Origin of the sequence: Streptomyces sp. NPDC018833, from assembly GCF_044390825.1 — a bacterium.
GTDB lineage: Bacteria > Actinomycetota > Actinomycetes > Streptomycetales > Streptomycetaceae > Streptomyces.
In genome coordinates, this window is the sequence record NZ_JBIRZM010000008.1 from 91,045 (window position 1) to 116,484 (window position 25,440).

Below are 25,440 nucleotides of genomic sequence, written 5' to 3' on the forward strand. Positions count from 1 at the left end.
GGCTCACCGTTGGACGACGCCACACTCGGCGACGCGGGCGACCAGGATCTTCTGGCCCGCCACGTCGCCGGGGACCCGGATGCCTTCGGTGAGCTCGTGCGGCGCCACCGCGACCGGCTGTGGGCCGTGGCGCTGCGCACCCTGGGGGACAGGGAGGAGGCCGCGGACGCCGTCCAGGACGCCCTCGTCTCCGCCTTCCGCGCCGCCCACACCTTCCGCGGCCAGTCCGCCGTCACCACATGGCTGCACCGCATCACCGTGAACGCCTGCCTCGACCGGGCCCGCAAAGCGGCCTCCCGCAAGACCTCTCCTGTCGACGACACCGAGCGACTGGAACAGCTGCTGGAGCCCCACGAGTCCGCCGAGGCGCCCGCCGAGCGCCAGGACCTCCATCGCGAGCTCCTGGCGGCACTGGCCAAGCTGCCGCTTGATCAGCGGGCCGCACTCGTGCTGGTGGACATGCAGGGTTACCCCGTCGCCGAAGCCGCACGAGTCCTCGACGTACCCACCGGAACGATCAAGAGCCGGTGCGCCCGGGGACGAGCCCGACTGCTGCCCATGCTCACCCACCTCCGTACAGAGAGCGGGGATGACCCCGACGTCAGCGGGGGAAGGAACCGGACGCCGGGGACATCCGTCCCACCGGAGTCGGGAGCAAGAAAGACCGGACCGAACGGTCCAGCGGCTGTGAAGGGCGGAGGTGGGCGCGCGTGACATCCTCGAGCGACAGGGCCGACACCACACAGCACCCGGACGTCTCAGAGATCTCCGACCTCAGCGAAGGTCTTCTTCCTCCCTCCCGCGCAGCCGACGTGCGCCACCACCTCGAAGACTGCTCTCTGTGCGCGGACGTCCTGAGTTCGCTGGAAGAGATCCGAGGGCTCCTGGGGACCCTCCCAGGCGCGGCACGCATGCCCGCCGACATCGCCGGCCGAATCGATGCCGCCCTGGCGGCGGAGGCAGTCCTCGATGCCAGCGCGCCCGCCGATGCCGCGTATGTTTCACGTGAAACAGCGACGCCGCCGGAGCCCGCGGCGGACACGAACCCTCCTGCCGCGGACCGGCCCGCAGGGCACTCGCGTGGCGCGACCGGCCTCGGACGCAACCGTCGGACCCGCCGCCGGCGGGTGGCCGTGCTCGGCGCCGTCTTCGGCGCTGCTGCCGTCGGGGTCAGCGTCCTGATCCTCCAGTCCGTGCAGACGCAGTCGGGGAGCGACTCCGGCACCGCCAAGGAGGCCAGCGTCAGCGCCGGGACCGGAGAGTTCTCGGGGACGTCGATCCAGGACCGGGTGCAAACGCTGCTCGCGGCGGCCTACCAGGCCGAGCCGAGGATCGAGAAGGCACCCTCGCTCGACGCCGAGACCTCCCCGGTCTCGCCCAGGAGCTCGCCGGAAACCTCAGTGCCGTCGTGCATCCAGCAGGGGACCGGCCGGTCTGACCGCCCCCTTGCCTTCGAGCAGGGCCGATACGCGGGCGTCGACGCCTACCTCGTCGTGATGGCGCACCCCACCGACGCAACGCGGGTCCAGGCGTATGTCATCGATGCGGCATGCGTCGGCAACGCCGCCGCGGGTGCGGGGAAACTGCTGCACACGGAGACCTACCCTCACCACTGACGGCCTTGCCTGTGCCGCTTCGAGTCCCGGGAATGCAAGCCCCGTAGGATCCGTTGGGTGGGGTGAGACCTTGTAACCCGCCCCGTAGGCAGTAGGCAGTCTGCAGAGACGAGGAAAATACCCGTGAGCGACGTCCGCAACGTGATCATCATCGGCTCCGGGCCCGCGGGCTACACGGCCGCGCTCTACACCGCGCGCGCTTCGTTGCAGCCGCTGGTGTTCGAGGGTGCCGTCACCGCCGGTGGCGCACTGATGAACACGACCGATGTGGAGAACTTCCCCGGCTTCCGCGACGGCATCATGGGTCCGGATCTGATGGACAACATGCGCGCCCAGGCCGAGCGCTTCGGTGCCGAGCTCGTTCCCGACGATGTCGTGGCCGTCGATCTCACGGGCGAGATCAAGACCGTCACGGACACTGCCGGTACCGTGCACCGCGCGAAGGCCGTGATCGTCACCACCGGCTCGCAGCACCGCAAGCTGGGTCTGCCGAACGAGGACGCTCTCTCCGGACGCGGCGTCTCCTGGTGCGCCACGTGTGACGGGTTCTTTTTCAAGGACCAGGACATCGCCGTCGTCGGCGGCGGCGACACCGCCATGGAGGAGGCCACATTCCTCTCGCGCTTCGCCAGGTCCGTCACGATCGTCCACCGTCGTGACACGCTGCGCGCCTCCAAGGCGATGCAGGAGCGCGCCTTCGCCGACCCGAAGATCTCGTTCGCCTGGAACAGCGAGGTCGCGGAGATCCACGGCGACCCGAAGCTCACCGGTCTGACCCTGCGCAACACCAAGACGGGAGAGACCTCGCCGCTCGCCGTCACCGGCCTGTTCATCGCCGTGGGCCACGACCCGCGGACCGAGTTGTTCAAGGGACAGCTCGAGCTCGATGACGAGGGCTACCTCAAGGTCGACGCGCCCTCCACGCGCACCAACCTGACCGGCGTCTTCGCCGCGGGCGATGTCGTCGACCACACCTACCGCCAGGCCATCACGGCCGCCGGCACGGGCTGCTCCGCCGCCCTGGACGCCGAGCGCTTCCTCGCCGCCCTCTCGGACAGCGAGAAGGTCGCCGAGCCCGAGAAGACCCCTGTGGTCTGACCCGAGAACCGCATTCCCCTACACCCCGCAAAGAAGTAAGGAGGACGCCGTGGCCGGCGACCTGAAGAACGTGACCGACGACTCTTTCGAAGAGGACGTCCTCAAGAGCGACAAGCCCGTACTGGTGGACTTCTGGGCCGCCTGGTGCGGCCCCTGCCGCCAGATCGCGCCGTCGCTTGAGGCCATCGCGGCCGAGCACGGCGACAAGATCCAGGTCGTGAAGCTCAACATCGACGAGAACCCGGCCACCGCGGCGAAGTACGGCGTCATGTCCATCCCGACGCTGAACGTGTACCAGAACGGCGAGGTGGCCAAGACCATCGTCGGCGCCAAGCCGAAGGCCGCGATCGTTCGCGACCTCGAGGGCTTCATCGGCGAGTAGTCATCGCCTCGATGTTTCACGTGAAACGTCGCATGGGCTCATCCCCACCTCGGGGATGAGCCCATTTCTCTTGTCGGCGTCACCCGGGGGCCTGTCGGCCTCACAGCGGGCGCAGCGCCGGCTCCTTCTGGACCGCGCCCAGCAACCGGTCCAGAGCCAGCTCGACGTCTTCCTTCCAGGAGAGCGTCGTCCGAAGCTCCAGCCGCAGCCGGGGGTGCGTCGGATGCGGTCGAACCGTCTTGAAGCCCACCGCGAGCAGATGGTCTGCGGGCAGTACGCATGCGGGCTCCTTCCACCGAGCGTCCCCGAATGCCTCGATCGCGCGAAAGCCTCGCCGCAACAAGTCCTTGGCGACGGTCTGCACAATCACCCGCCCCAACCCCTGGCCCTGATAGCCGGGCATGACCCAGGCGGTGATGAGCTGAACCGCGTCCGCAGCGACCGGGCTCGTCGGAAAGGCCATGGAGCGGGGCACATAGGCAGGTGGCGCGTAGAGAACGAAGCCCACCGGGACATCATCGACATAGACGACGCGGCCGCACGAGCCCCAGTCGAGGAGGACGGCCGAGATCCAGGCTTCCTTCTCGAGCTCTGGCGTCCCCGCCTTTACCGCTGCCTCGCCGCTGACCGGGTCAAGCTCCCAGAAGACACACGCACGACAGCGCTGGGGAAGGTCTGAAAGGTTGTCCAGCGTGAGCGGTACGACTCGACGCCCCATGGAGGCTCATCCTCACTTCCCTGATGTGCCGCGCTTCGCGCGGCTGCCAGCGCGCTCCGCTCCCGAAGCAGGCTGCTGACGAATCCGCCTACTGCCCCAAGTCCCAGACCCGCTGTCACCAGTTGGCTGCGGCTCACCGCTCGCATGGCCCCCGCCCTCCCTCTGAGGTGGCTCAAGGTGGATGCGTCATACCAGAACGCATCGTATCCACCCAGCCGCGACACGGATACCGCACCACGGCAAAGGGCGGGGCGTGTTCCCTGAACCGGAACACGCCCCGCCCTACCGATGGCGGCGATCGAACGCTTCAGACGTCTTCGCCCTCGGCGGGCTCGTCGCCCAACCCCTTCTCCAGGACTCGCCCCTCACCAGGGGCCAGCGTGCCCAGGATCCTCTCCAGATCGTCTATCGACGCGAACTCGACGACGATCTTCCCCTTCTTCAGCCCGAGGTCGACCTTCACCCGCGTCTCGAAGCGGTCCGAGAGCCGGGAGGCGAGATCACTGAGCGCGGGGGACAGCCGGTTCCCCGCTCGCGGCCCCTTCGGCTTGGGCGTGCTCTTGGGCCCCGAGTTGAGCAGAGTGACGATCTCCTCGACCGCCCGCACCGAGAGCCCCTCGGCCACGATGCGGTGGGCCAGCCGGTCCTGCTCGTCCGAGTCATCGACGGAGAGCAGCGCCCGCGCGTGCCCCGCGGACAGAACGCCGGCAGCGACCCTGCGCTGCACAGGCGGTGAAAGCTTGAGCAGCCGCAGCGTGTTGGAGACCTGCGGACGCGAGCGACCGATGCGGTCGGCCAACTGGTCATGGGTGCAGTTGAAGTCCTTCAGCAGCTGGTCGTAGGCAGCTGCCTCCTCCAGCGGATTCAGCTGCGCCCGGTGGAGGTTCTCCAGCAGGGCGTCCAGAAGAAGCTTCTCGTCCTCGGTGTGCCGGACGATCGCGGGGATCCGCTCCAGGCCGGCCTCGCGGCAGGCCCGCCAGCGGCGCTCACCCATGATGAGCTCGTAGTGGTCCGGCCCCAACTGCCGTACGACAACGGGCTGGAGGAGTCCGACCTCTTTGATGGAGGTGATCAGCTCGGCGAGAGCGTCTTCGTCGAAGATCTCGCGGGGCTGGCGCGGATTGGGGGTGATCGCGTCGAGCGGCACCTCCGCGAAGTGCGCTCCCGCCGGCTCGCTCGGGCGCGATGCCTCGTCGTGGTCCACGGTGCTCCCGGCCGCGTCCAGGGGCGTGGCAGCCGCCGGGAGGGTGGCGACCTTGGCCGCCGCCACCCCGCGGTCCGTGGTCAGCACCGGAGCCGCCACCGAAGAGGCGGTGGCACCCGACGACAGGGGCACCTGCTTCTCCTGGGGCGCAGCGGGGATCAACGCACCGAGACCACGCCCCAATCCTCTACGTCGCTCGCTCACTGGATCCCCTCCGAGATGTTCTGCTGATTGTTCTGAGCCGCGTGGGCATGCTGCGGGTCGTAGTGGATCCCTACGCCTCGGAGCGCGATCTCGCGGGCGGCTTCGAGGTACGACAGGGAGCCACTCGAACCCGGATCGTAGGTGAGCACCGTCTGCCCGTAGCTCGGTGCCTCCGAGATACGTACGGACCGCGGAATGCTCGTCCGCAGGACCTCGTCCCCGAAGTGGGTGCGCACCTCCTCCGCCACCTGCGAGGCGAGCCGGGTCCGGCCGTCGTACATGGTGAGCAGGATCGTCGAGACGTGAAGCGAGGGGTTCAGGTGTCCTCGCACCAGGTCCACGTTACGCAGCAGCTGACCCAGCCCTTCCAGCGCGTAGTACTCGCATTGGATGGGGATGAGGACTTCGGCACCGGCGACCAGTGCGTTGACGGTCAGCAGGCCGAGCGACGGCGGGCAGTCGATGAGGATGTAGTCCAGCGGCTGCTCGTACGCCTGGATGGCGCGCTGAAGTCTGCTCTCCCGCGCCACCAGCGACACCAGCTCGATCTCCGCACCGGCGAGATCGATGGTGGCGGGAGCGCAGAAGAGTCCTTCGACGTCGGGGACGGGCTGGACCACCTCGGCGAGGGGCCTGCTCTCCACCAGGACGTCATAGATCGAGGGGACTTCCGCATGGTGATCGATACCCAGCGCCGTGGAGGCGTTGCCCTGAGGGTCGAGGTCGACCACGAGAACGCGCGCTCCGTGCAGGGCGAGCGAGGCGGCGAGGTTGACCGTCGTGGTGGTCTTCCCTACGCCGCCCTTCTGGTTGGCGACAACCATGACGCGTGTCTGCTCAGGTCGGGGCAGCCCCTCACCGGCACGCCCCAGCGCCTCCACGGCCAGCTGTGCAGCGCGGCCGATGGGGGTGTCGTCCATGGGCGGCGGTGTTTCACGTGAAACATCCTCCCCCGGGGACTCGGTACGGGGACCGGGGACCGGATCGGTCATCGGTCCCGCGATATTGGCGTCGGACCGCAAGGATTCACTCTCCTCGACTTCAGGCTCGCGATGAGGAGAGCCTGCCATGCTTTCGGGGTCGTGAACCAGCGAGGCCCGTGGTTCTGTGGAGGAATCCACCTCTGTGGACAACTCGGTGGCCCGCACGAGGGGCTTGCGGCCCTTTACCGGGGCGGCCGCACGGCCGCGGCTGATGATTCCCTGCAGCAGTGAGCGACGTTTCACGTGAAACACGATGCACGCGCCGCATGACCGAACCGGGACGACACTCCGAAATGTGTACGTATGGAAGCTTGTATGGCTCAGCGGACCAACGGATCAGCGCCGACGGCGCGTACGGCTCGTCCTTGCGGCCTTCGCGCGCTTCGCGGCGAACCTCACACCGCCCGGGCTCTCACCCACCACGACCCGTACGACGGTGGACAGCGGGTCGACGATTCCTTCACCGACATGGAGAACGGACGTCTCCACCACCCCGAGCTTGCTCAGCGCGGCCCGAGCGCCCTGGAGCTCCTCCTCCGCGGTGTCGCCCTTGAGTGCCAGCATCTCGCCATAGGGACGAAGCAGGGGGACTCCCCAGCCGGCCAGCCGGTCCAGCGGTGCCACGGCCCGCGCCGTCACCACGTGCACCGGAGGCACCTTGCCCAGCATTTCCTCTGCCCTGCCACGGACCACGGTCACATGGTCGAGGCCCAGCAGCTCGACGACTTCCTGGAGAAAGTTCGTACGCCGCAGCAGGGGTTCGAGAAGGGTGATCTTGAGGTCCGGCCGGACGAGTGCCAGCGGGATACCCGGAAGCCCGGCGCCCGAGCCGACGTCGCACACCGTCACCCCCTGCGGGACGACCTCGGAGAGCACGGCGCAGTTCAGCAGGTGGCGCTCCCACAGTCGGGGCACCTCACGCGGACCGATCAGACCTCGCTTGACCCCCGCATCCGCGAGCAGCTCCGCATACCGCACGGCCTCCGGAAAGAGCTCTCCGAATACCGTCCGCGCCGCCTCGGGCGCCTGGGGAAGCTCTGCTGCCTCCGTCACGGGAACCGTCCTTCCGTACCGCACTGCCGCTCGGGGCTGTGGTGGCTGACTATTCAGGCTGACAAAGATCGGCCCCGCCTGCGAACAGACGGGGCCGACGGAACATTGGGGTCAGGCAGGGAGTACGACGACGAAGCGCTGAGGCTCCTCGCCCTCGGACTCGCTGCGCAGCCCCGCGGCCGCGACCGCGTCGTGGACGACCTTGCGCTCGAAGGGCGTCATGGGGTCGAGCTTGACCGGCTGACCGGTGGTCTTGACCTCGTTGGCCGCCTTGGCGCCGAGCTCGGCCAGCTCGGTGCGCTTCTTCGCCCGGAAACCGGCGATGTCGAGCATGAGGCGGCTGCGGTCACCGGTCTCGCGGTGCACGGCCAGGCGCGTCAGCTCCTGGAGGGCTTCGAGGACCTCGCCGTCCCGGCCCACGAGCTTCTGCAGGTCCCGGCTGCCCGCCTCACTGATGATCGAGACCGCAGCTCGGTCCGCCTCGACGTCCATGTCGATGTCACCGTCGAGGTCGGCGATGTCGAGCAGACCCTCGAGGTAGTCAGCCGCGATCTCCCCTTCCTGCTCGAGGCGGGTCAGGGTGTCGCCACCCTCGGCGGCGGAGATGGTGCCTTCCGTCACGGATGGACTCCTTCTTACTTCTTGGACGACGGGTGCTTGGGGCGCTGCTGGCCCTTGCGCTGTCCGGACTTGGCCTGTCCGGGCTTGGCCTGGCGGGCGGATCCGGTGGCCTTGCCACCGCCGGCCTTGGGCTTGGTGCCCTCGGCGGACCCTTCCTTCTGCAGCGACGTCTTGGACGTGGACTCGGCCGGGCCTTCGGTGTCCTTGGCCGTACCCGGGGTGGCGACCGCGGTCTGGCGCCGTGCCTTGCTCTGCCGCTTGGGCTGCTGGCGCCGCTGAGCGCCGCTGCCACTCTCGGCCTCGGCCACCGCCGTCTCACTCTTGGCCACGGTGCCGTCCGCCTGGGCGGCCAGACCCGCCTTGGCCAGCCCGGTGATGAAACGGCGCTCGTTGTCGTTGCGGTCCGTCCCCTTGGCCACGATGGACTGGACGACGGTGCGCTTGCGCCGCGAGCGGACCTCGCCGTGCGCGACGACGCTCTTGAGCAGGCGCTGCAGGTAGTGGTCCTGGGCCTTGCTGCCCGGGGTCGGGTTCTGGTTGATGACGTACATCTGCTGACCCATGGTCCACACGTTGGTGGTCAGCCAGTAGACGAGGACACCGACCGGGAAGTTGATGCCCATGACGGCAAAGATCACCGGGAAGATGTACATCAGCATCTTCTGCTGCTGCATGTACGGCGTCTTGACCGTGAGGTCGACGTTCTTCTGCATCAGCTGGCGCTGCGTGTAGAACTGCGACGCGGACATCATGATGATCATGATCGCGGTGACGATGCGCACGTCGGTCAGCGAAGCGTAGAGCGCCTCCACCTTCGACGGGTCGTCCATGAACTTGGCCGCGATGGGAGCACCGAAGATGTGCGCCTCACGCGCGCTGTCGACGAGGCTCTTGTTCAGCACGCCGATCTCGTCACCCGAGGCGATCTTGCTGAGCACGTGGTACAGCGCGAAGAAGAACGGCGACTGCGCGAGGATCGGAAGGCACGAGGAGAGCGGGTTGGTCCCGGTCTCCTTGTACAGCTTCATCATCTCTTCGGACTGACGCTGTCGGTCGCTCTTGTAGCGCTCCTGGATCGCCTTCATCTTCGGCTGGAGCGCCTGCATGTTCCGCGTCGACTTGATCTGCTTCACAAAGAGCGGGATCAGGCAGATCCGGATGAGGATCACCAGCGACACGATGGACAGTCCCCAGGCCCATCCCGTGTCCGGGCCGAAGATCGCCCCGTAGAGACTGTGGAACTGGACGATGATCCACGAGACAGGCGTGGTGATAAAACTGAACAGACTGGCAATCGTGTCCACTAATCAGGCTCCTTGAGCATTGGGCGAGGTCTCTGCGGCCGGGCCCTGGGATGCGGAGGCAGGCCCCGGGGCAGGCAGATCAGCGGCGGAGTCCCCGCCCTTGCTGTCGCCGCGCAAGGCGTTGCGCAGCATTTCGTGCCACCGCGGGCGCTCGCGCTCCGGCACGTAGTCCACGCCGCCCGGCGACCACGGGTTGCACCGCAGGATGCGCCAGGCGGTCAGCACCGTGCCCTTGACCGCGCCGTGCCGGTCGATGGCCGTGTATCCGTAGTGGGAGCACGACGGGTAGTACCTGCAGACAGGCCCCAACAGCGGGCTGATCGTCCACTGATAGATCTTGATCAGTGCCAGCAGTGGGTACTTCATCGCGCGCCCCCTCCCAGCAGCCGCTGCAGAGCGGCGTCCAGGTCTCGGGCCAGCTGTGCATGGTCGGCGTCGCCCGCACCGGGCAGCGCCCGTACGACCACCAGGCTACCGGGGGGCAGCTCGGACAGCCGATCGCGCATGAGGTGGCGCAGTCTCCGCTTGACCCTGTTGCGTACGACAGCTCCGCCCACGGCCTTGCTCACGACGAAACCCGCACACGTCGGGGAAGCGCTCTCCCCAGGCGCGTGCGGGTCCGTAGCACCGCTGCGTAGATGGACGACGAGGAGCGGGCGCCCGGCCCGGCGTCCTCGGCGTACCGCAGTCGCGAAGTCCTCGCGCCGCCTCAGCCGATTCTCGGTAGGCAGCACGTCACGACCTGTACGCGATCAGGCGGACAGGTTGGCGCGACCCTTGCTGCGACGGTTCGCCAGGATGGCGCGACCGGCACGGGTACGCATGCGCAGGCGGAAACCGTGGGTCTTCGCACGACGACGGTTGTTCGGCTGGAAGGTGCGCTTGCTCACTCGGGGGCTCCAGAAATGATTCGTTGATGGCGGGACATCGCCTGGCTGTCACCGTGCGCCCACGAGTAGCTCGCGATTACGCCCGAGTGCACCGCTTCACAATCACAGACCGTGATCTTTGCCCATCGGAGGCAGGCGGCAGCAGCCATCGACAACTCGACCTGGTTACGGTACGCGCGGCTACGCCATCCGGTCAAACCAGGTCGATGACGGACCCCGCTGTACACAGGCTGTGGACAACAACTTGAACCGTACGGCTCGGCCTGACTACCGTGGCTGAACTCGGATTCCTTTCCTGCCTGTCTTCCCATCCCGTCCCGAGAACCACACATTCAGTGGGACCTGTGAGAGAGCGTGCCTTGTGGCTGATGTACCTGCCGATCTTGCCGCAGTGTGGCCACGAGTGCTGGAGCAGCTCCTCGATGAGGGCCAGCAGGGCGTCGAGCCCAAGGACAAGCAGTGGATCGAGCGCTGCCAGCCTCTCGCACTCGTCGCCGACACCGCGCTGCTCGCCGTACCCAACGAGTGGGGCAAGCGCGTGCTCGAGGGCCGGCTCGCCCCGCTGATCAGCGAGACGCTGAGCCGTGAGTGCGGCCGCCCGATCCGGATCGCGATCACCGTCGACGACTCCGTGGGTGAAGGGCCGGCCCCCCAGTCGCCGCCTTCTCAGCAGCAGCCCCGGTATCAAGGGCCGCAGCACGACGAGCCGCGCCAGAACGGGAACGCATACGACGGCTCCCGCCAGAGCGACGCGTACGACGGACCGCGCCAGGGCGGCGACGCGTACGAGACCAGGCGCCAGGGCGGCTCCCCCTATGACAGCGGCTACGGCCACCACCCTTCACCGGACGACGGCCTGCCGAACGTGCGCCCGTCGTACCCCGAGTACCAGCAGCAGCGACCCGAGCCCGGCGCCTGGCCGCGGATCCAGGAAGACCTCAACTGGCAGCAGCCCCGTCTCGGTGGTTTCCAGGAGCGTGATCCTTACGCCTCAGCACCGCCCGGACGGTCGCAGCACGACTACCGGCAGCCGCCCGAGCGCCAGCAGTACGACCCGCGCCCCGAGCGTCAGCTCCCCGAGTCGCAGGCCCCGCACCGCGGCGGCCCGTCAGGCGCACCCGGACCGCTCGGTGCCAAGCCCTCGCCGGCGCCCGGCCCCGGCGAGCCGCATGCCCGGCTGAACCCCAAGTACCTCTTCGACACGTTCGTCATCGGCGCGTCCAACCGGTTCGCGCACGCGGCCGCCGTCGCGGTGGCCGAGGCGCCGGCCAAGGCGTACAACCCCCTTTTCATCTACGGGGAGTCAGGGCTCGGAAAAACGCATCTGCTGCACGCCATCGGGCACTACGCCCGCAGCCTCTACCCGGGGACCCGGGTGCGGTACGTGAGCTCGGAGGAGTTCACCAACGAGTTCATCAACTCGATCCGCGACGGCAAGGGCGACACCTTCCGCAAGCGCTACCGGGACGTCGACATCCTTCTCGTCGACGACATCCAGTTCCTGGCGAGCAAGGAGTCGACACAGGAGGAGTTCTTCCACACCTTCAACACCCTCCACAACGCCAACAAGCAGATCGTCCTGTCCTCGGACCGGCCGCCCAAGCAGCTCATGACCCTGGAGGACCGGCTCCGCAACCGCTTCGAGTGGGGTCTGACCACCGACGTACAGCCGCCCGAGTTGGAGACGCGTATCGCGATCCTGCGCAAGAAGGCCGTGCAGGAGCAGCTCAACGCCCCGCCGGAGGTACTGGAGTTCATCGCGTCCCGCATCTCGCGGAACATCCGTGAACTGGAGGGCGCGCTGATCCGGGTGACGGCGTTCGCCTCGCTCAACCGGCAGCCGGTGGACCTCGGTCTCACCGAGATCGTGCTCAAGGACCTGATCCCCGGCGGCGAGGACGCGGCCCCGGAGATCACCGCAACGGCGATCATGGCGGCCACAGCGGACTACTTCGGCCTCACGGTCGAGGATCTGTGTGGGTCCTCGCGTAGCCGTGTTCTGGTGACGGCGCGCCAGATCGCGATGTACCTGTGCCGCGAACTCACCGATCTGTCGCTGCCGAAGATCGGCGCGCAGTTCGGCGGGCGCGACCACACGACCGTGATGCACGCGGACCGCAAGATCCGGGCGTTGATGGCGGAGCGGCGGTCCATCTACAACCAGGTCACCGAGCTCACCAACCGCATCAAGAACGGCTGACCCAGCCGCCGGCACGGCCTGCGAAGGCGCCCACGGGACGAGATCCCGCGGGCGCCTTCGGCGTCCCCGGGGCCCCTGCCGGAGCCGCGCGGTGGCCACCGAGTCCCCACGGCTCCCGCCGGCACCCGCCGGAGGGAGCCGGAGCCGCCGACCGGAGACCCACTGCCCCCGCCGGAGCGTCGCCAGAGGCGGGCCCGCGGTGCCCACCAATCCGGAGAGCGGATGTCCTCGCCGCACCCGGCGGCACCTGCCGGAGCGGCGTCGGAGCCCGCCGAACCGGAGACCCGCATTCGCGCCGGCTCATGCCTGAGCCCGCCGGGCGCGCCCCGGCCCCCGCCGCAGGCAGCGCGACGCAGGCCCGTGAGTCCTCGCCGGACGTCCCCGGGAGCCTCACCGTCGGCACGCGAGCAGTCCGGGACCCTCACGGCGCACGGCCCCCCGCGCTTCCCCCCCGGAAGATCGTGTTCGAATACCACCCGGCCGCTGCCCGTTCTCCACAGAACTGGTCACGATCTTCCGTCCACAACCTGGGGACCGGGAAGTTGTCCATATTCGATCCACAGGCAAGCCTGTGCGGCAGATGTCGGGCCAGGTCAGCCAGTTGTGGATTTGTGGCCGGACGCCCTCCACAGTCTGTGGACAGGGAAATCGTGCACAGACCTTGATCCACGTTGTCCACCGGCAGCCCACAGGCAGGGCTCCGTTGCCCACAGCTTTTCCCCACCCCTGTCCACTGTTCGGCAACCCAACACCCCCGCTCACCGGGTCGAGTGAAAGGCGTCACACCACGGAGGTGGGTTGGCCTGTGGGGAACGTGGGTAAAGCTGGGGACGGCACTGGGGAGAAGTCCCCGTGGGCTGTGCATCGGGTGTGCAGAACTTTTCGGTGTCCACAGAAGCACAGGGTTGTCCACGGTTCCCGCCCACAGGCGCAGTGGACAAAAAACGTGCCCTGACCTGCGCGGACGACGTTATCCACGGTTTCCACAGGCCCTACTACTACTCCCACTCAGAGTTACCGGGAAATTCGCTTGGAAGCCGGGCCTGTGCACAACTCGAGCCCGGAGCGCCCCGTACCTCTTGGCGAGACTTGACCCCGACCCGCACCGACTGTCGGCGCCGTGCGTCAGACTGGTCTCCGGCATCAAGCCGACGACGAAGGCCAGCAGGGCGAGCCAGCAACAGCAGGAGGCGGTTCCGGTGAAGATCCGGGTGGAGCGCGATGTACTCGCGGAGGCGGTGGCCTGGGTGGCCCGCAGCCTTCCGGCCCGTCCGCCGGCGCCCGTACTCGCAGGCCTTCTTCTGAAGGCGGAGGACGGCGCCCTCAGCTTCTCCAGCTTCGACTACGAGGTCTCGGCCCGGGTCTCCGTGGAGGCGGAGATCGACGAGGACGGCACCGTCCTCGTCTCCGGCCGCCTGCTCGCCGACATCTGCCGCGCGCTGCCCAACCGTCCGGTGGAGATTTCCACAGACGGTGTACGGGCGACCGTGGTCTGCGGCTCCTCGCGGTTCACGCTCCACACCCTGCCTGTGGAGGAGTACCCCGCACTTCCGCAGATGCCGACCGCGACCGGCACCGTGCCCGGCGAGGTCTTCGCCTCCGCCGCCGCCCAGGTCGCCATCGCCGCCGGTCGTGACGACACGCTTCCCGTGCTGACCGGTGTGCGGATCGAGATCGAGGGCGACACCGTCACCCTGGCCTCCACCGACCGCTACCGCTTCGCGGTCCGAGAGTTCCTGTGGAAGCCCGAGAGCCCGGACGCCTCGGCCGTCGCCCTGGTGCCCGCCAAGACGCTCCTCGACACCGCCAAGGCGCTGACGAGCGGCGACACGGTCACGCTGGCGCTGTCCGGCTCCGGTGCCGGTGAGGGGCTGATCGGTTTCGAGGGCGCCGGACGGCGGACCACGACCCGCCTGCTCGAAGGTGACCTGCCGAAGTACCGCACGCTGTTCCCCACCGAGTTCAACTCGGTGGCCGTCATCGAGACCGCGCCCTTCGTCGAGGCCGTCAAGCGTGTCGCCCTCGTCGCCGAGCGGAACACCCCGGTGCGCCTCAGCTTCGAGCAGGGCGTGCTGATCCTGGAGGCCGGCTCCAGCGACGACGCACAGGCTGTGGAGCGTGTGGACGCACAGCTGGAAGGTGACGACATCTCGATCGCCTTCAACCCGACCTTCCTGCTGGACGGCCTCAGCGCGATCGACTCGCCGGTGGCCCAGCTCTCCTTCACCACGTCCACCAAGCCCGCGCTGCTGAGCGGCAGGCCGGCCGTGGACGCGGAGGCGGACGAGGCGTACAAGTACCTGATCATGCCGGTGCGCCTGAGCGGCTGAGCAGCGGCTTCTGAGCGCCTGACCCCACAGGTGTGCACCCACGCCCGGGCGTAGTCTCGGACGCGGGTAGGAAACGGCACTCAACGATTGAGGAATCTCTGATGGAGCTCGGTCTCGTCGGCCTCGGCAAGATGGGCGGCAACATGCGCGAGCGCATCCGCCGCGCAGGCCACACCGTCATCGGCTACGACCGCAACCCGGATCTGGCAGATGTCCACAGCCTTGAGGAGCTTGTGGGCAAGCTCAAGGGCCCGCGCGTCGTCTGGGTCATGGTCCCGGCCGGTGCCGCGACCCAGTCCACGATCGACGAGCTGGCGGAGCTGCTCTCCCCCGGTGACATCGTCGTCGACGGCGGGAACTCCCGTTGGACCGACGACGAGAAGCACGCCGTCGAGCTGGGCATCAAGGGCATCGGCTTCGTCGACTGCGGTGTCTCCGGCGGTGTCTGGGGCCTGGAGAACGGTTATGCGCTGATGTACGGCGGCGACGCCGAGCACGTGGCCAAGGTCCAGCCGGTCTTCGACGCGCTCAAGCCCGAGGGCGAGTTCGGCTCCGTCCATGCCGGCAAGGTCGGTGCCGGCCACTTCGCCAAGATGGTCCACAACGGCATCGAGTACGCCATGATGCAGGCCTACGCCGAGGGCTGGGAGCTGCTGGAGAAGGTGGACTCCGTCACCGACGTGCGCGAGGTCTTCCGCTCCTGGCAGGAGGGCACGGTCATCCGTTCCTGGCTGCTCGACCTCGCGGTCAACGCCCTGGACGAGGACGAGCACCTCGAGAAGCTGCGCGGCTTCGCGCAGGACTCCGGCGAGGGCCGGTGGACCGTCGAGGCCGCGATCGACAACGCCGTGCCGCTGCCGGCGATCACCGCGTCGCTGTTCGCGCGGTTCGCGTCCCGCCAGGACGACTCCCCGCAGATGAAGATGATCGCCGCGCTGCGCAACCAGTTCGGCGGCCACGCGGTGGAGAGCAAGAAGTAATCCACAGGCTGTGCACCAGGCGGTGCGCAGCCACGCCGGGGGAAGGTCGGCGCCACACCATGCACGTCACGCATCTGTCGCTGGCCGACTTCCGCTCGTACGCCCGGGTCGAGGTCCCTCTCGATCCTGGCGTCACCGCTTTCGTGGGGGCGAACGGGCAGGGGAAGACCAATCTCGTCGAGGCCGTCGGCTATCTGGCGACCCTGTCCAGCCACCGGGTGTCCTCGGACGCGCCGCTGGTGCGGATGGGGGCAGACCGAGCGGTGATCCGGGCCGCGGTCACCCAGGGCGAGCGCTCCCAGCTGGTCGAGCTCGAGCTCAATCCGGGGAAGGCGAACAGGGCCCGCATCAACAGATCCTCGCAGGTCAGACCCCGCGACGTGCTCGGGATCGTACGCACGGTGCTGTTCGCACCCGAGGACCTGGCCCTGGTCAAGGGCGACCCCGGTGAGCGCCGCCGCTTCCTCGACGAGCTGGTCACAGCGCGCTCGCCCCGCATGGCGGGGGTGCGCTCGGACTACGACCGGGTGCTCAGGCAGCGCAACACCCTGCTGAAGTCGGCCGCGATGGCGCGACGGCACGGCGGGCGTTCGATGGACATGTCCACGCTGGACATATGGGACCAGCACCTGGCGCGGGCCGGCGCCGAGGTGCTGGCCAGGCGGCTCGACCTGATCGCCGCCCTGCAACCCCTCGCGGACAAGGCGTACGAGGCGCTTGCCCCCGGCGGCGGCCCGATCGCCCTGGAGTACCGTTCCTCCTCCGCTTCCGCCGGTGCGGAGCCCGCCGGCCAGGCGAGCCGTGAGGAGCTGTACGAGCAGCTGATCGCCGCGCTGGCCGAGGCCCGCAAGCAGGAGATCGAGCGGGGCGTGACCCTGGTCGGGCCCCACCGTGACGACCTGTTGCTCAAGCTGGGGCAGCTGCCGGCGAAGGGGTACGCCAGCCACGGCGAGTCCTGGTCGTACGCGCTGGCGCTGCGGCTGGCGTCGTACGACCTGCTGCGTGCCGAGGGCAACGAGCCGGTGCTCGTGCTCGACGACGTGTTCGCCGAGCTGGACGCACGCCGCCGGGAGCGCCTCGCGGAGCTGGTGGCCCCCGGCGAGCAGGTGCTGGTGACAGCCGCCGTCGACGACGACGTCCCGGGCGTGCTGGCCGGCGCCCGGTACGTGGTGGCCGACGGGGCGGTGGAGCGCGTATGAGTGAGGACGAGACCCCGGTCCCCAAGGTCCCCGAGTCCTCGGGCGTGGACCTGGCCCGGGTCGCGCTGCGCGCGGCCAAGGAGCAGGCGAAGGCCAAAGGCGCGGCCGCGCAGCAGAAGAAGCAGGCCAGGCGCGGCGGCGGGCTGCGCTCGGGTGCACGGGCGGACGGCCGCGACCCGCTGCCGCTGGGCGCGGCGATCAACCGCCTGATCACCGAACGCGGTTGGGAGACGCCGGCCGCGGTGGGTGGTGTGATGGGCCGCTGGCCGCAGATCGTCGGCGAGGACCTGGCCAAGCACTGCGTACCGCTGCGCTACGACGAGGACCCCGACCAGCGCGTGCTGACGGTCCAGTGCGACTCGACGGCATGGGCGACCCAGCTGCGGCTGCTGGCTCCGCGGCTGGTGGCGCGGCTGAACGAGGACCTGGGGCACGGCACGGTCCGCATGATCAAGGTGCTGGGCCCCGGCGGACCCGCGCGCAGATTCGGCCCACTGCGGGCGCCGGGGAGCACCGGCCCGGGGGACACGTACGGCTGAGGCCGGGCTGTGCGACGCAGGAAACCGGGCTGTGCGACGCAGGAAACCGGGCGGTACGGCTGAGGCATCCCTCACGGTAGCCGGAGGTTGACAGCCCGAAGCTCTCAAAGCCCGCGTGAGCCTCTTGGAGCCCCTTCCCGCATATGGGGAGTCGGCGGGAGGAGGTTGAGGGCGGCACATGCGGACTCAGCTACCGGCAAACCCCCATTCGTGTCGCAGGTACCGGTAGACTGGTGGACAATCCCGCGTCTCTCGCGGGACTCGTCGATTAGATACCGAACGACGCAGCCGGTCCCGCAGTGACGGAGAGCGGCTTGTGCTGTGCCAGAAAGGGCGCTTCGTGGCCGATTCCGGCAACCCCAACGAGAACCTTCCGTCCACTGCTGCCGGTGGGAACGGCGAGGTCACCGCCTCGTACGACGCCAGCGCGATCACCGTCCTCGAGGGTCTGGACGCGGTCCGCAAGCGCCCCGGCATGTACATCGGCTCGACCGGTGAGCGTGGACTCCACCACCTCGTCCAAGAGGTCGTCGACAACTCCGTCGACGAGGCCATGGCCGGCCACGCCGACAGCATCGACGTCACGATCCTCGCCGACGGCGGCGTACGCGTCGTCGACAACGGCCGTGGCATCCCGGTGGGCATCCACCCCGTCGAGAAGAAGCCGGCCGTCGAGGTCGTGCTCACCGTGCTGCACGCGGGCGGCAAGTTCGGCGGCGGCGGCTATGCCGTCTCCGGCGGTCTGCACGGCGTGGGTGTCTCCGTGGTGAACGCGCTGTCCTACAAGCTCGCCGTCGAGATCAGGACGGACGGCTACCGCTGGACGCAGGAGTACAAGTCGGGCGTCCCCACGGCCCCGCTGGCCAAGCACGAAGAAGTGTCCGACTCCGGCACCGCGGTCACCTTCTGGGCCGATCCGGACGTCTTCGAGACCACCGAGTACTCCTTCGAGACGCTCTCGCGCCGCTTCCAGGAGATGGCCTTCCTCAACAAGGGCCTGACCCTGACGCTGACGGACGAGCGCGAGTCCGCGAAGGCGACCGTCGGCGCGGACGACCCGGACGCGGCGGCGGTGGAGGAGCACCCGGCCCGGACCGTGAAGTACTACTACGAGGGCGGCATCGTCGACTTCGTGAAGTACCTCAACTCCCGCAAGGGCGAGCTCGTCCACCCCACCGTCATCGCCGTCGAGGCCGAGGACAAGGAGCGGATGATCTCGGTCGAGATCGCGATGCAGTGGAACTCGCAGTACACCGAGGGTGTGTACTCGTTCGCGAACACCATCCACACGCATGAGGGTGGTACGCACGAGGAGGGCTTCCGCGCTGCGCTGACGGGTCTCGTCAACCGGTACGCGCGCGACAAGAAGCTGCTGCGCGAGAAGGACGACAACCTCACGGGCGAGGACATCCGCGAGGGTCTGACGGCGATCATCTCCGTGAAGCTGGGCGAGCCGCAGTTCGAGGGCCAGACCAAGACCAAGCTGGGCAACACGGAGGCGAAGACCTTCGTGCAGAAGGTCGTGCACGAGCACCTGAACGACTGGTTCGACCGCAACCCCAACGAGGCCACGGACATCATCCGCAAGTCGATCCAGGCGGCCACCGCCCGGGTCGCGGCCCGCAAGGCGCGCGATCTGACGCGCCGCAAGGGCCTGCTGGAGTCGGCGTCGCTGCCGGGCAAGCTCAGCGACTGCCAGTCGAACGACCCCACCCAGTGCGAGATCTTCATCGTCGAGGGTGACTCCGCAGGCGGCTCGGCCAAGTCCGGCCGCAACCCGATGTACCAGGCGATCCTGCCGATCCGAGGCAAGATCCTGAACGTCGAGAAGGCGCGGATCGACAAGATCCTTCAGAACACCGAGGTCCAGGCGCTGATCTCAGCCTTCGGCACCGGTGTGCACGAGGACTTCGACATCGAGAAGCTCCGCTATCACAAGATCATCCTGATGGCGGACGCCGACGTCGACGGCCAGCACATCAACACGCTGCTGCTGACGTTCCTGTTCCGCTTCATGCGGCCGCTGGTCGAGGCCGGGCACGTGTACCTGTCCCGTCCGCCGCTCTACAAGATCAAGTGGGGCCGGGACGACTTCGAGTACGCGTACTCGGACCGCGAGCGCGACGCGCTCACCGAGCTCGGCAAGCAGAACGGCAAGCGGATCAGGGAAGACTCGATCCAGCGCTTCAAGGGTCTCGGCGAGATGAACGCCGAGGAGCTGCGCATCACCACCATGGACCAGGACCACCGGGTGCTCGGCCAGGTCACGCTGGACGACGCGGCGCAGGCGGACGACCTGTTCTCGGTGCTGATGGGCGAAGACGTGGAGGCACGGCGCTCGTTCATCCAGCGCAACGCCAAGGACGTCCGTTTCCTCGACATCTGAGTCGGTCTCAGCTGACCGCACGAAAGGACTGAAGACCAGCAATGGCCGACGAGAACACCCCCGTCACGACCGAAGAAGAAGAGCCCGTGGCCCTGCGTGTCGAGCCCGTCGGGCTCGAGACCGAGATGCAGCGGTCGTACCTCGACTACGCGATGTCCGTCATCGTGTCGCGTGCCCTGCCCGACGTGCGGGACGGCCTCAAGCCCGTCCACCGCCGCGTGCTCTACGCGATGTACGACGGCGGGTACCGGCCCGAGAAGGGCTTCTACAAGTGCGCCCGCGTCGTCGGTGACGTCATGGGCACGTACCACCCGCACGGCGACTCGTCCATCTACGACGCCCTGGTCCGCCTGGCCCAGCCGTGGTCGATGCGTATGCCGCTGGTGGACTCCAACGGAAACTTCGGCTCCCCGGGCAACGACCCGGCCGCCGCCATGCGCTACACCGAGTGCAAGATGGCGCCGCTGTCCATGGAGATGCTCCGGGACATCGACGAGGAGACCGTCGACTTCACGGACAACTACGACGGCCGCAACCAGGAGCCGACGGTCCTGCCGGCGCGCTTCCCGAACCTGCTGGTCAACGGCTCGGCGGGCATCGCGGTCGGTATGGCGACCAACATCCCGCCGCACAACCTGCGCGAGGTCGCGTCCGGTGCCCAGTGGGCGCTGGAGCACCCCGAGGCCACCCACGAGGAGCTCCTCGACGCGCTGATCGAGCGCATCAAGGGCCCCGACTTCCCGACCGGCGCCCTCGTCGTCGGCCGCAAGGGCATCGAGGAGGCGTACCGCACCGGACGCGGCTCCATCACGATGCGTGCGGTCGTCGAGGTCGAGGAGATCCAGAACCGCCAGTGCCTGGTGGTCACGGAGCTTCCGTACCAGGTCAACCCGGACAACCTGGCCCAGAAGATCGCCGACCTCGTCAAGGACGGCAAGATCGGCGGCATCGCCGACGTGCGGGACGAGACCTCGTCCCGCACCGGTCAGCGCCTGGTCATCGTGCTCAAGCGCGAAGCGGTCGCCAAGGTCGTCCTCAACAACCTCTACAAGCACACCGACCTCCAGACGAACTTCGGCGCCAACATGCTGGCGCTCGTCGACGGCGTGCCGCGCACGCTCTCGCTGGACGCGTTCATCCGCCACTGGGTGACGCACCAGATCGAGGTCATCGTCCGTCGCACGAAGTTCCGCCTGCGCAAGGCGGAGGAGCGGGCGCACATCCTGCGCGGTCTGCTCAAGGCGCTGGACGCGATCGACGAGGTCATCGCGCTGATCCGGCGCAGCGACACCGTCGAGGTCGCGCGCGAGGGCCTGATGGGCCTGCTGGAGATCGACGAGATCCAGGCCAACGCCATCCTCGAGATGCAGCTGCGCCGGCTCGCCGCCCTGGAGCGCCAGAAGATCGTCGCCGAGCACGACGAACTCCAGGCGAAGATCAACGAGTACAACGCGATCCTCGCCTCCGAGGCCCGTCAGCGCCAGATCGTCAGCGAGGAACTGGCCGCGCTCGTCGAGAAGTTCGGCGACGACCGCCGATCCAAGCTGGTGCCCTTCGACGGCGACATGTCCATGGAGGACCTGATCGCCGAGGAGGACATCGTCGTCACCATCACGCGTGGCGGCTATGTGAAGCGTACGAAGACCGACGACTACCGCTCGCAGAAGCGCGGTGGCAAGGGCGTGCGCGGCACGAAGCTGAAGGAAGACGACATCGTCGACCACTTCTTCGTCTCCACCACGCACCACTGGCTGCTCTTCTTCACCAACAAGGGCCGGGTCTACCGGGCCAAGGCCTACGAGCTGCCGGACGCCGGCCGGGACGCGCGCGGTCAGCACGTCGCCAACCTGCTGGCCTTCCAGCCGGACGAGCAGATCGCCGAGATCCTGGCGATCCGCGACTACGAGGCCGCGCCCTACCTGGTGCTCGCCACCAAGGCCGGTCTGGTGAAGAAGACGTCGCTGAAGGACTACGACTCCCCGCGCTCGGGCGGTGTCATCGCGATCAACCTGCGGGAGACCGAGAGCGGCGCCGACGACGAACTGATCGGCGCGGAGCTGGTGTCCGCCGAGGACGATCTGCTGCTCATCAGCAAGAAGGCGCAGTCGATCCGGTTCACCGCCACGGACGAGGCGCTCCGCCCGATGGGGCGCGCGACCTCCGGCGTGAAGGGCATGAGTTTCCGCGAGGGCGACGAACTGCTCTCGATGAATGTCGTCCGGCCCGGTACGTTCGTGTTCACCGCAACCGACGGCGGGTACGCGAAGCGGACCCCCGTCGACGAGTACCGCGTCCAGGGCCGCGGCGGCCTCGGTATCAAGGCCGCCAAGATCGTGGAGGACCGCGGATCGCTCGTGGGCGCGCTGGTGGTCGAGGAGACCGACGAGATCCTCGCCATCACGCTCGGCGGCGGTGTGATTCGTACGCGAGTCAACGAAGTCAGGGAGACGGGCCGTGACACCATGGGCGTCCAACTGATCAACCTGGGCAAGCGCGATGCCGTGGTGGGCATCGCTCGTAACGCCGAGGCAGGTCGCGAGGCCGAAGAGGTCGACGGGACCGAAGCGGGCGACGAAGCGTCGGCCGAGTCGGCAGTCGAGGGCACTCCGTCCTCGGCAGGGGAGCACGAGGAGTAGAGCGTGAGTGGAGCCACGGGTGCCGGAGCGTCCGCTTCTGGAGCGAATGGTGCCCGTGGCCCCGCCGCGGACTCCCAGGGGGCCACAGTGACGGACACCCGGGGGCCTCAGCCCCCATACGAGATGTTTGGCGGCGAGCAGCCTGCTCAGCAGCAGGCCGGCCAGCCGTACCACCCGCCGCAGGCGTATCCCTCGCCGGGCGGCACGCACGGCGGGCCGCAGCCCGCGTCGGCGGTGCGCCGGCCGAAGACCGGTGCCCGCACGACGCCGCGCACGCGCAAGGCGCGGCTGCGGGTGGCGAAGGCCGATCCGTGGTCGGTGATGAAGGTCAGCTTCCTGCTCTCCATCGCGCTGGGCATCTGCACCGTGGTCGCCTCCGCGGTGCTGTGGATGGTCATGGACGCCATGGGCGTCTTCTCGACGGTCGGCGGGACGATCAGCGAGGCAACCGGCTCGAACGAGAGCAACGGCTTCGATCTCCAGTCGTTCCTGTCGCTGCCGCGCGTGCTGATCTTCACCTCGATCATCGCGGTGATCGATGTGGTGCTCGCCACAGCGCTGGCCACCCTCGGGGCCTTCATCTACAACCTCTCCGCCGGTTTTGTGGGCGGTGTCGAGCTCACGCTCGCCGAGGACGAGTAGCGCCGCAGCGGGGTCCGCGGATTCCGATTTTGGCGCTGCCCCGCGTGTGCGCTAATCTTCAGAGGTCAGCGCGCAGCGCGGAGGGGCTATAGCTCAGTTGGTTAGAGCGCATCCCTGATAAGGATGAGGCCACAGGTTCAAATCCTGTTAGCCCCACAGTGATGATCGGCCCGGACGGAGTTTCTCCGTCCGGGCCGATCGCTTGTGTACGGCCCGCAGTTGAGGCGGGGACCGGTTTCCGGAGGACGCATGTAGGTCACCGATCGGTATCGGTCGGTGTGTATAGTCGGGCGCCAGAGGTCCTCATACGTCAAGGAAAGACGAGGTCGCGCGGTGAAGAAGCTTCTCCTGGTCGCACTGGCCGCCATCGGCGGGCTCCTCGTGTACCGCCAGATCCAGGCGGATCGCGCCGAGCAGGATCTGTGGACGGAGGCGACCGACTCCGTGCCCGCAGGTTCGGGTGTGTGAGACACAGCGTCTTTGGATCATGAGCCCCGGTCGCGGAAGCGGCCGGGGCTTCGTGCTGTCCAGGGCCGCCTCGCGGGGGGAACGGGCGACTGCGGGGCTGTTGCCGGACACCATGACGCGATCCCCTTGAGTTCACCTCAGCAAATCATTGTCTTGCGAGAGCAAACTCACGGGTGGGGTGGAGGAAGACCGTGACAACACGACAGCACTGCCGCGCGGCGGGTGACCGGCTGGCCGGGCCGCAGCACGACGCCCCGTGTCGGCGGGCGGTGCGGGCGAACAGGGGGACAAGAGGGGTGATTCACCCGGGCGCGCAGACAGCGCGGCCGCCGGCGGGGCAGGATGGTCCGGCGCCGCGATCGCCGCGGCGGCAGGCGGCGGCGCCGTCCTGATCGCGGCGGTGGCATGCGTCCTGCTGCGGCGCAGGACCGCGGCGCCCACCGGACCGGCCGGCCGGGCGGCGACGCCGGGGCACGGGCTCGTCGGACTCATCTACCACAGGGAGAAACGCGTGAAGAGGCAGCGCGGCAGGGGCCGGGTGACGCTGGCCGCGATGGCGGTGATGTGTGCCGTGGCGGCGCTGCCGGGGCAGGCATGGGCGGCGGGCGAGCCCCACCCGTACACGTTCGACGACGAGGCGAAGCCCGTCCAGGGCACGCCCGTCAACAGCAACGGCTCCGAGCTGACGGCCGGTTCAACGTACAAGGACGCCATCGAGCCGGGCGAGAAGCGCTACTACCGGATCGACCTCGACGCCACGTCCGACGCGTACGTCTCGGCGGTGGCCGTCCCCAAGCTGGTGACCAAGGTCGACTACTCCGACAAGCTCGAGGTCAGCATCGAGGACCGGTCGGGCACCGAGTGCGGCGACGGCGAGGCCAGGTTCGGATCGGCGACGTACGCCCGTCCGGTCGCCGACTACGCGAGCCGGCGGATCGAGAAGGACAAGAGCAGCTGCCAGGAGGCAGGCGCGTACTACGTCCTTCTGGAGCGTACGAGCGCGGCGACCTCGACGCCCGAGCCGTGGGAGGTGGAGATCCGTTTCGTCTCCGAGCCGGGGCTGGAGAAGGCCGGGCCCACGGCCGTGCCGGAGGAGTGGCCGTCCGCCTCGCCCGCTGTGCCGGACGGCGGCCCCCGAAAGCGTGCGGGAGGTACGAGCTTCCACGACGCGACCAGTCTCGAACAGGGCGAGTGGCGGGACGAGATCGCGCCCGGCCGGACGCTCTTCTACCGGGTGCCGGTCGACTGGGGGCAGCAGCTGTTCGTCAGCGCCGATCTCGGCAACAGCCCTTCGGGCGACGGGCTGGGGAGTGTCAGCAACGCCATGGCGGTGGCCCTGCACAACCCGGCGCGCGGGTTCGTGGACGAGTCCTCCAGCGTCTACTACGACGGCAAGCAGAAGTCCCTGGCCCTGGACCCGCTGCCGCCGGTCGCCTACGAGAACCGCTACGACTCCGACGACACCTCGGCCGCGATGCGGTTCGCCGGCTGGTACTACCTCTCGGTCACGCTGAGCCCGGAGATGGCAGAGGCGTTCGGCAAGAAGCCGCTGCCGCTGACGTTGCGGGTGAACGTGACCGGGCAGGCCGATCCGGCGCCCTCCTACAGTGGTCCGGCGGGCGACTTCCAGGTCACCGACGACGACAGGGCCGCGGCCGACAGCGGCAAGAACGCCGACGCCGCGGCGCAGAGCGACACGATGGCGCTGGTCGCCGCGGCGGGCATCGGCGCGGGGACCGTCCTGGTGCTGGGGCTCGGCGCATGGACGCTGCTCGCACGGCGGCGGGGCGGCGCGGGCCCAGCCGTGGTCCCGGCACAGGCACAGGGACACGTCCAGGCGGCGCAGCAGGTACAGGACGGGGCGGCGGCGGCGTACGGGCCGGCGCCCGGGTACGGCTACCCGCCCGCGCAGGGGCAGCCCCCGCAGGGGCAGCCGGGCCAGGGTTACGGGTACGGGCAGTACGGCCCGCCGCCCGGCAGGTAGACG

23 protein-coding genes and 1 tRNA gene are annotated in these 25,440 nt (G+C 68.6%); 15 read left to right on the forward strand and 9 right to left on the reverse strand.

Translation table 11 applies throughout. From position 1 onward, the window contains the following. The first annotated feature begins 9 nt into the window (after nt 1-9). The 4 genes from sigM (at nt 10) to trxA (ending at nt 3,096) form a co-directional block, all read left to right on the forward strand. The gene (gene sigM, locus ACH5AF_RS18120) at nt 10-714 is read left to right on the forward strand and encodes an RNA polymerase sigma factor SigM (RefSeq protein WP_398902626.1); all 705 of its coding nucleotides are present in this window, start codon (nt 10-12) and stop codon (nt 712-714) included. Beyond that, on the forward strand, nt 711-1,616 hold the full coding sequence (locus ACH5AF_RS18125; RefSeq protein ID WP_398902627.1) for a hypothetical protein: 906 nt from the start codon (nt 711-713) through the stop codon (nt 1,614-1,616). Before sigM ends, ACH5AF_RS18125 begins: the two co-directional genes overlap by 4 nt. A 123-nt stretch (nt 1,617-1,739) precedes the next feature. Beyond that, entirely contained in the window at nt 1,740-2,714 is a 975-nt protein-coding gene (gene trxB / locus ACH5AF_RS18130) for a thioredoxin-disulfide reductase (protein WP_398902628.1), read from the forward strand. A 49-nt stretch (nt 2,715-2,763) separates the two neighbouring features. After that, nucleotides 2,764-3,096, forward strand: a complete 333-nt coding sequence (gene trxA / locus ACH5AF_RS18135; protein ID WP_398902629.1) for a thioredoxin — start codon at nt 2,764-2,766, stop codon at nt 3,094-3,096. Nucleotides 3,097-3,196: 100 nt separating this feature from the next. Here the strand turns inward: trxA and ACH5AF_RS18140 are convergent, their stop codons facing one another. From ACH5AF_RS18140 to rpmH, 9 genes are all read right to left on the reverse strand, one after another. Next, nucleotides 3,197-3,814 carry a GNAT family N-acetyltransferase gene (locus ACH5AF_RS18140; RefSeq protein WP_215182391.1) on the reverse strand — a complete coding sequence of 206 codons (618 nt, stop codon included), beginning with the start codon at nt 3,812-3,814 and terminating at the stop codon, nt 3,197-3,199. Between the two features lie 307 nt (nt 3,815-4,121). Then, nucleotides 4,122-5,222: a ParB/RepB/Spo0J family partition protein gene (locus ACH5AF_RS18145; protein WP_398902630.1), complete on the reverse strand. Its 1,101-nt coding sequence runs from the start codon at nt 5,220-5,222 to the stop codon at nt 4,122-4,124. Next, complete coding sequence (locus tag ACH5AF_RS18150; protein WP_398902631.1) at nt 5,219-6,292, reverse strand: ParA family protein; 1,074 nt, start codon at nt 6,290-6,292, stop codon at nt 5,219-5,221. Before ACH5AF_RS18150 ends, ACH5AF_RS18145 begins: the two co-directional genes overlap by 4 nt. 249 nt (nt 6,293-6,541) lie before the next feature. Continuing rightward, nucleotides 6,542-7,258 carry a 16S rRNA (guanine(527)-N(7))-methyltransferase RsmG gene (rsmG, locus tag ACH5AF_RS18155; protein ID WP_398902632.1) on the reverse strand — a complete coding sequence of 239 codons (717 nt, stop codon included), beginning with the start codon at nt 7,256-7,258 and terminating at the stop codon, nt 6,542-6,544. A 111-nt stretch (nt 7,259-7,369) separates the two neighbouring features. Beyond that, nucleotides 7,370-7,879 (reverse strand): protein jag, encoded by a 510-nt coding sequence (locus ACH5AF_RS18160; RefSeq protein ID WP_398902633.1) that lies wholly within the window; start codon nt 7,877-7,879, stop codon nt 7,370-7,372. Between the two features lie 14 nt (nt 7,880-7,893). Beyond that, a complete protein-coding gene (gene yidC / locus ACH5AF_RS18165) occupies nt 7,894-9,183 on the reverse strand; it encodes a membrane protein insertase YidC (RefSeq protein ID WP_398902634.1) in 1,290 nt (429 codons plus the stop codon). A 3-nt stretch (nt 9,184-9,186) separates the two neighbouring features. Beyond that, nucleotides 9,187-9,549: a membrane protein insertion efficiency factor YidD gene (yidD, locus tag ACH5AF_RS18170; RefSeq protein ID WP_398902636.1), complete on the reverse strand. Its 363-nt coding sequence runs from the start codon at nt 9,547-9,549 to the stop codon at nt 9,187-9,189. Further along, nucleotides 9,546-9,917: a ribonuclease P protein component gene (gene rnpA / locus ACH5AF_RS18175; RefSeq protein ID WP_398902637.1), complete on the reverse strand. Its 372-nt coding sequence runs from the start codon at nt 9,915-9,917 to the stop codon at nt 9,546-9,548. Before rnpA ends, yidD begins: the two co-directional genes overlap by 4 nt. Nucleotides 9,918-9,935: 18 nt before the next feature. Continuing rightward, on the reverse strand, nt 9,936-10,073 hold the full coding sequence (rpmH, locus tag ACH5AF_RS18180; RefSeq protein ID WP_018846094.1) for a 50S ribosomal protein L34: 138 nt from the start codon (nt 10,071-10,073) through the stop codon (nt 9,936-9,938). A gap of 361 nt (nt 10,074-10,434) precedes the next feature. On the opposite strand from rpmH, the gene dnaA reads away from it, so the two are divergent. The 11 genes from dnaA (at nt 10,435) to ACH5AF_RS18235 (ending at nt 25,437) form a co-directional block, all read left to right on the forward strand. After that, the gene (gene dnaA / locus ACH5AF_RS18185) at nt 10,435-12,273 is read left to right on the forward strand and encodes a chromosomal replication initiator protein DnaA (protein WP_398902638.1); all 1,839 of its coding nucleotides are present in this window, start codon (nt 10,435-10,437) and stop codon (nt 12,271-12,273) included. A gap of 1,199 nt (nt 12,274-13,472) precedes the next feature. Next, a complete protein-coding gene (dnaN, locus tag ACH5AF_RS18190) occupies nt 13,473-14,603 on the forward strand; it encodes a DNA polymerase III subunit beta (RefSeq protein ID WP_215182558.1) in 1,131 nt (376 codons plus the stop codon). A 101-nt stretch (nt 14,604-14,704) separates the two neighbouring features. Then, entirely contained in the window at nt 14,705-15,583 is an 879-nt protein-coding gene (gene gnd, locus ACH5AF_RS18195) for a phosphogluconate dehydrogenase (NAD(+)-dependent, decarboxylating) (RefSeq protein WP_398902639.1), read from the forward strand. A 59-nt stretch (nt 15,584-15,642) separates the two neighbouring features. Further along, nucleotides 15,643-16,782 carry a DNA replication/repair protein RecF gene (recF, locus tag ACH5AF_RS18200; RefSeq protein WP_398902640.1) on the forward strand — a complete coding sequence of 380 codons (1,140 nt, stop codon included), beginning with the start codon at nt 15,643-15,645 and terminating at the stop codon, nt 16,780-16,782. Beyond that, on the forward strand, nt 16,779-17,321 hold the full coding sequence (locus ACH5AF_RS18205; RefSeq protein ID WP_398902641.1) for a DUF721 domain-containing protein: 543 nt from the start codon (nt 16,779-16,781) through the stop codon (nt 17,319-17,321). The genes recF and ACH5AF_RS18205 overlap by 4 nt, the downstream gene beginning before the upstream one ends. Nucleotides 17,322-17,637: 316 nt before the next feature. Then, nucleotides 17,638-19,707 (forward strand): DNA topoisomerase (ATP-hydrolyzing) subunit B, encoded by a 2,070-nt coding sequence (gyrB, locus tag ACH5AF_RS18210; protein WP_398902642.1) that lies wholly within the window; start codon nt 17,638-17,640, stop codon nt 19,705-19,707. Nucleotides 19,708-19,748: 41 nt separating this feature from the next. Then, nucleotides 19,749-22,343 carry a DNA gyrase subunit A gene (gene gyrA / locus ACH5AF_RS18215; RefSeq protein WP_398902643.1) on the forward strand — a complete coding sequence of 865 codons (2,595 nt, stop codon included), beginning with the start codon at nt 19,749-19,751 and terminating at the stop codon, nt 22,341-22,343. A gap of 87 nt (nt 22,344-22,430) precedes the next feature. Further along, a complete protein-coding gene (locus ACH5AF_RS18220) occupies nt 22,431-22,985 on the forward strand; it encodes a DUF3566 domain-containing protein (RefSeq protein ID WP_398902644.1) in 555 nt (184 codons plus the stop codon). Nucleotides 22,986-23,067: 82 nt separating this feature from the next. After that, nucleotides 23,068-23,141, forward strand: a tRNA-Ile gene (locus ACH5AF_RS18225). A 177-nt stretch (nt 23,142-23,318) separates the two neighbouring features. Then, complete coding sequence (locus tag ACH5AF_RS18230; protein ID WP_003958712.1) at nt 23,319-23,453, forward strand: DLW-39 family protein; 135 nt, start codon at nt 23,319-23,321, stop codon at nt 23,451-23,453. A 511-nt stretch (nt 23,454-23,964) separates the two neighbouring features. Continuing rightward, nucleotides 23,965-25,437: a hypothetical protein gene (locus ACH5AF_RS18235; RefSeq protein ID WP_398902645.1), complete on the forward strand. Its 1,473-nt coding sequence runs from the start codon at nt 23,965-23,967 to the stop codon at nt 25,435-25,437. Nucleotides 25,438-25,440 lie beyond the last annotated feature (3 nt).

Excerpts from the sequence above, each read along its gene's own strand:
- ACH5AF_RS18140 (WP_215182391.1), bottom strand. The coding sequence starts at position 3,814 with ATGGGGCGTCGAGTCGTACCGCTCACGCTGGACAACCTTTCAGACCTT.
- ACH5AF_RS18150 (WP_398902631.1), bottom strand. The coding sequence starts at position 6,292 with ATGGCAGGCTCTCCTCATCGCGAGCCTGAAGTCGAGGAGAGTGAATCC.
- yidD (WP_398902636.1), bottom strand. The coding sequence starts at position 9,549 with ATGAAGTACCCACTGCTGGCACTGATCAAGATCTATCAGTGGACGATC.
- gnd (WP_398902639.1), top strand. The coding sequence starts at position 14,705 with ATGGAGCTCGGTCTCGTCGGCCTCGGCAAGATGGGCGGCAACATGCGC.
- recF (WP_398902640.1), top strand. The coding sequence starts at position 15,643 with ATGCACGTCACGCATCTGTCGCTGGCCGACTTCCGCTCGTACGCCCGG.
- ACH5AF_RS18205 (WP_398902641.1), top strand. The coding sequence starts at position 16,779 with ATGAGTGAGGACGAGACCCCGGTCCCCAAGGTCCCCGAGTCCTCGGGC.
- gyrA (WP_398902643.1), top strand. The coding sequence starts at position 19,749 with ATGGCCGACGAGAACACCCCCGTCACGACCGAAGAAGAAGAGCCCGTG.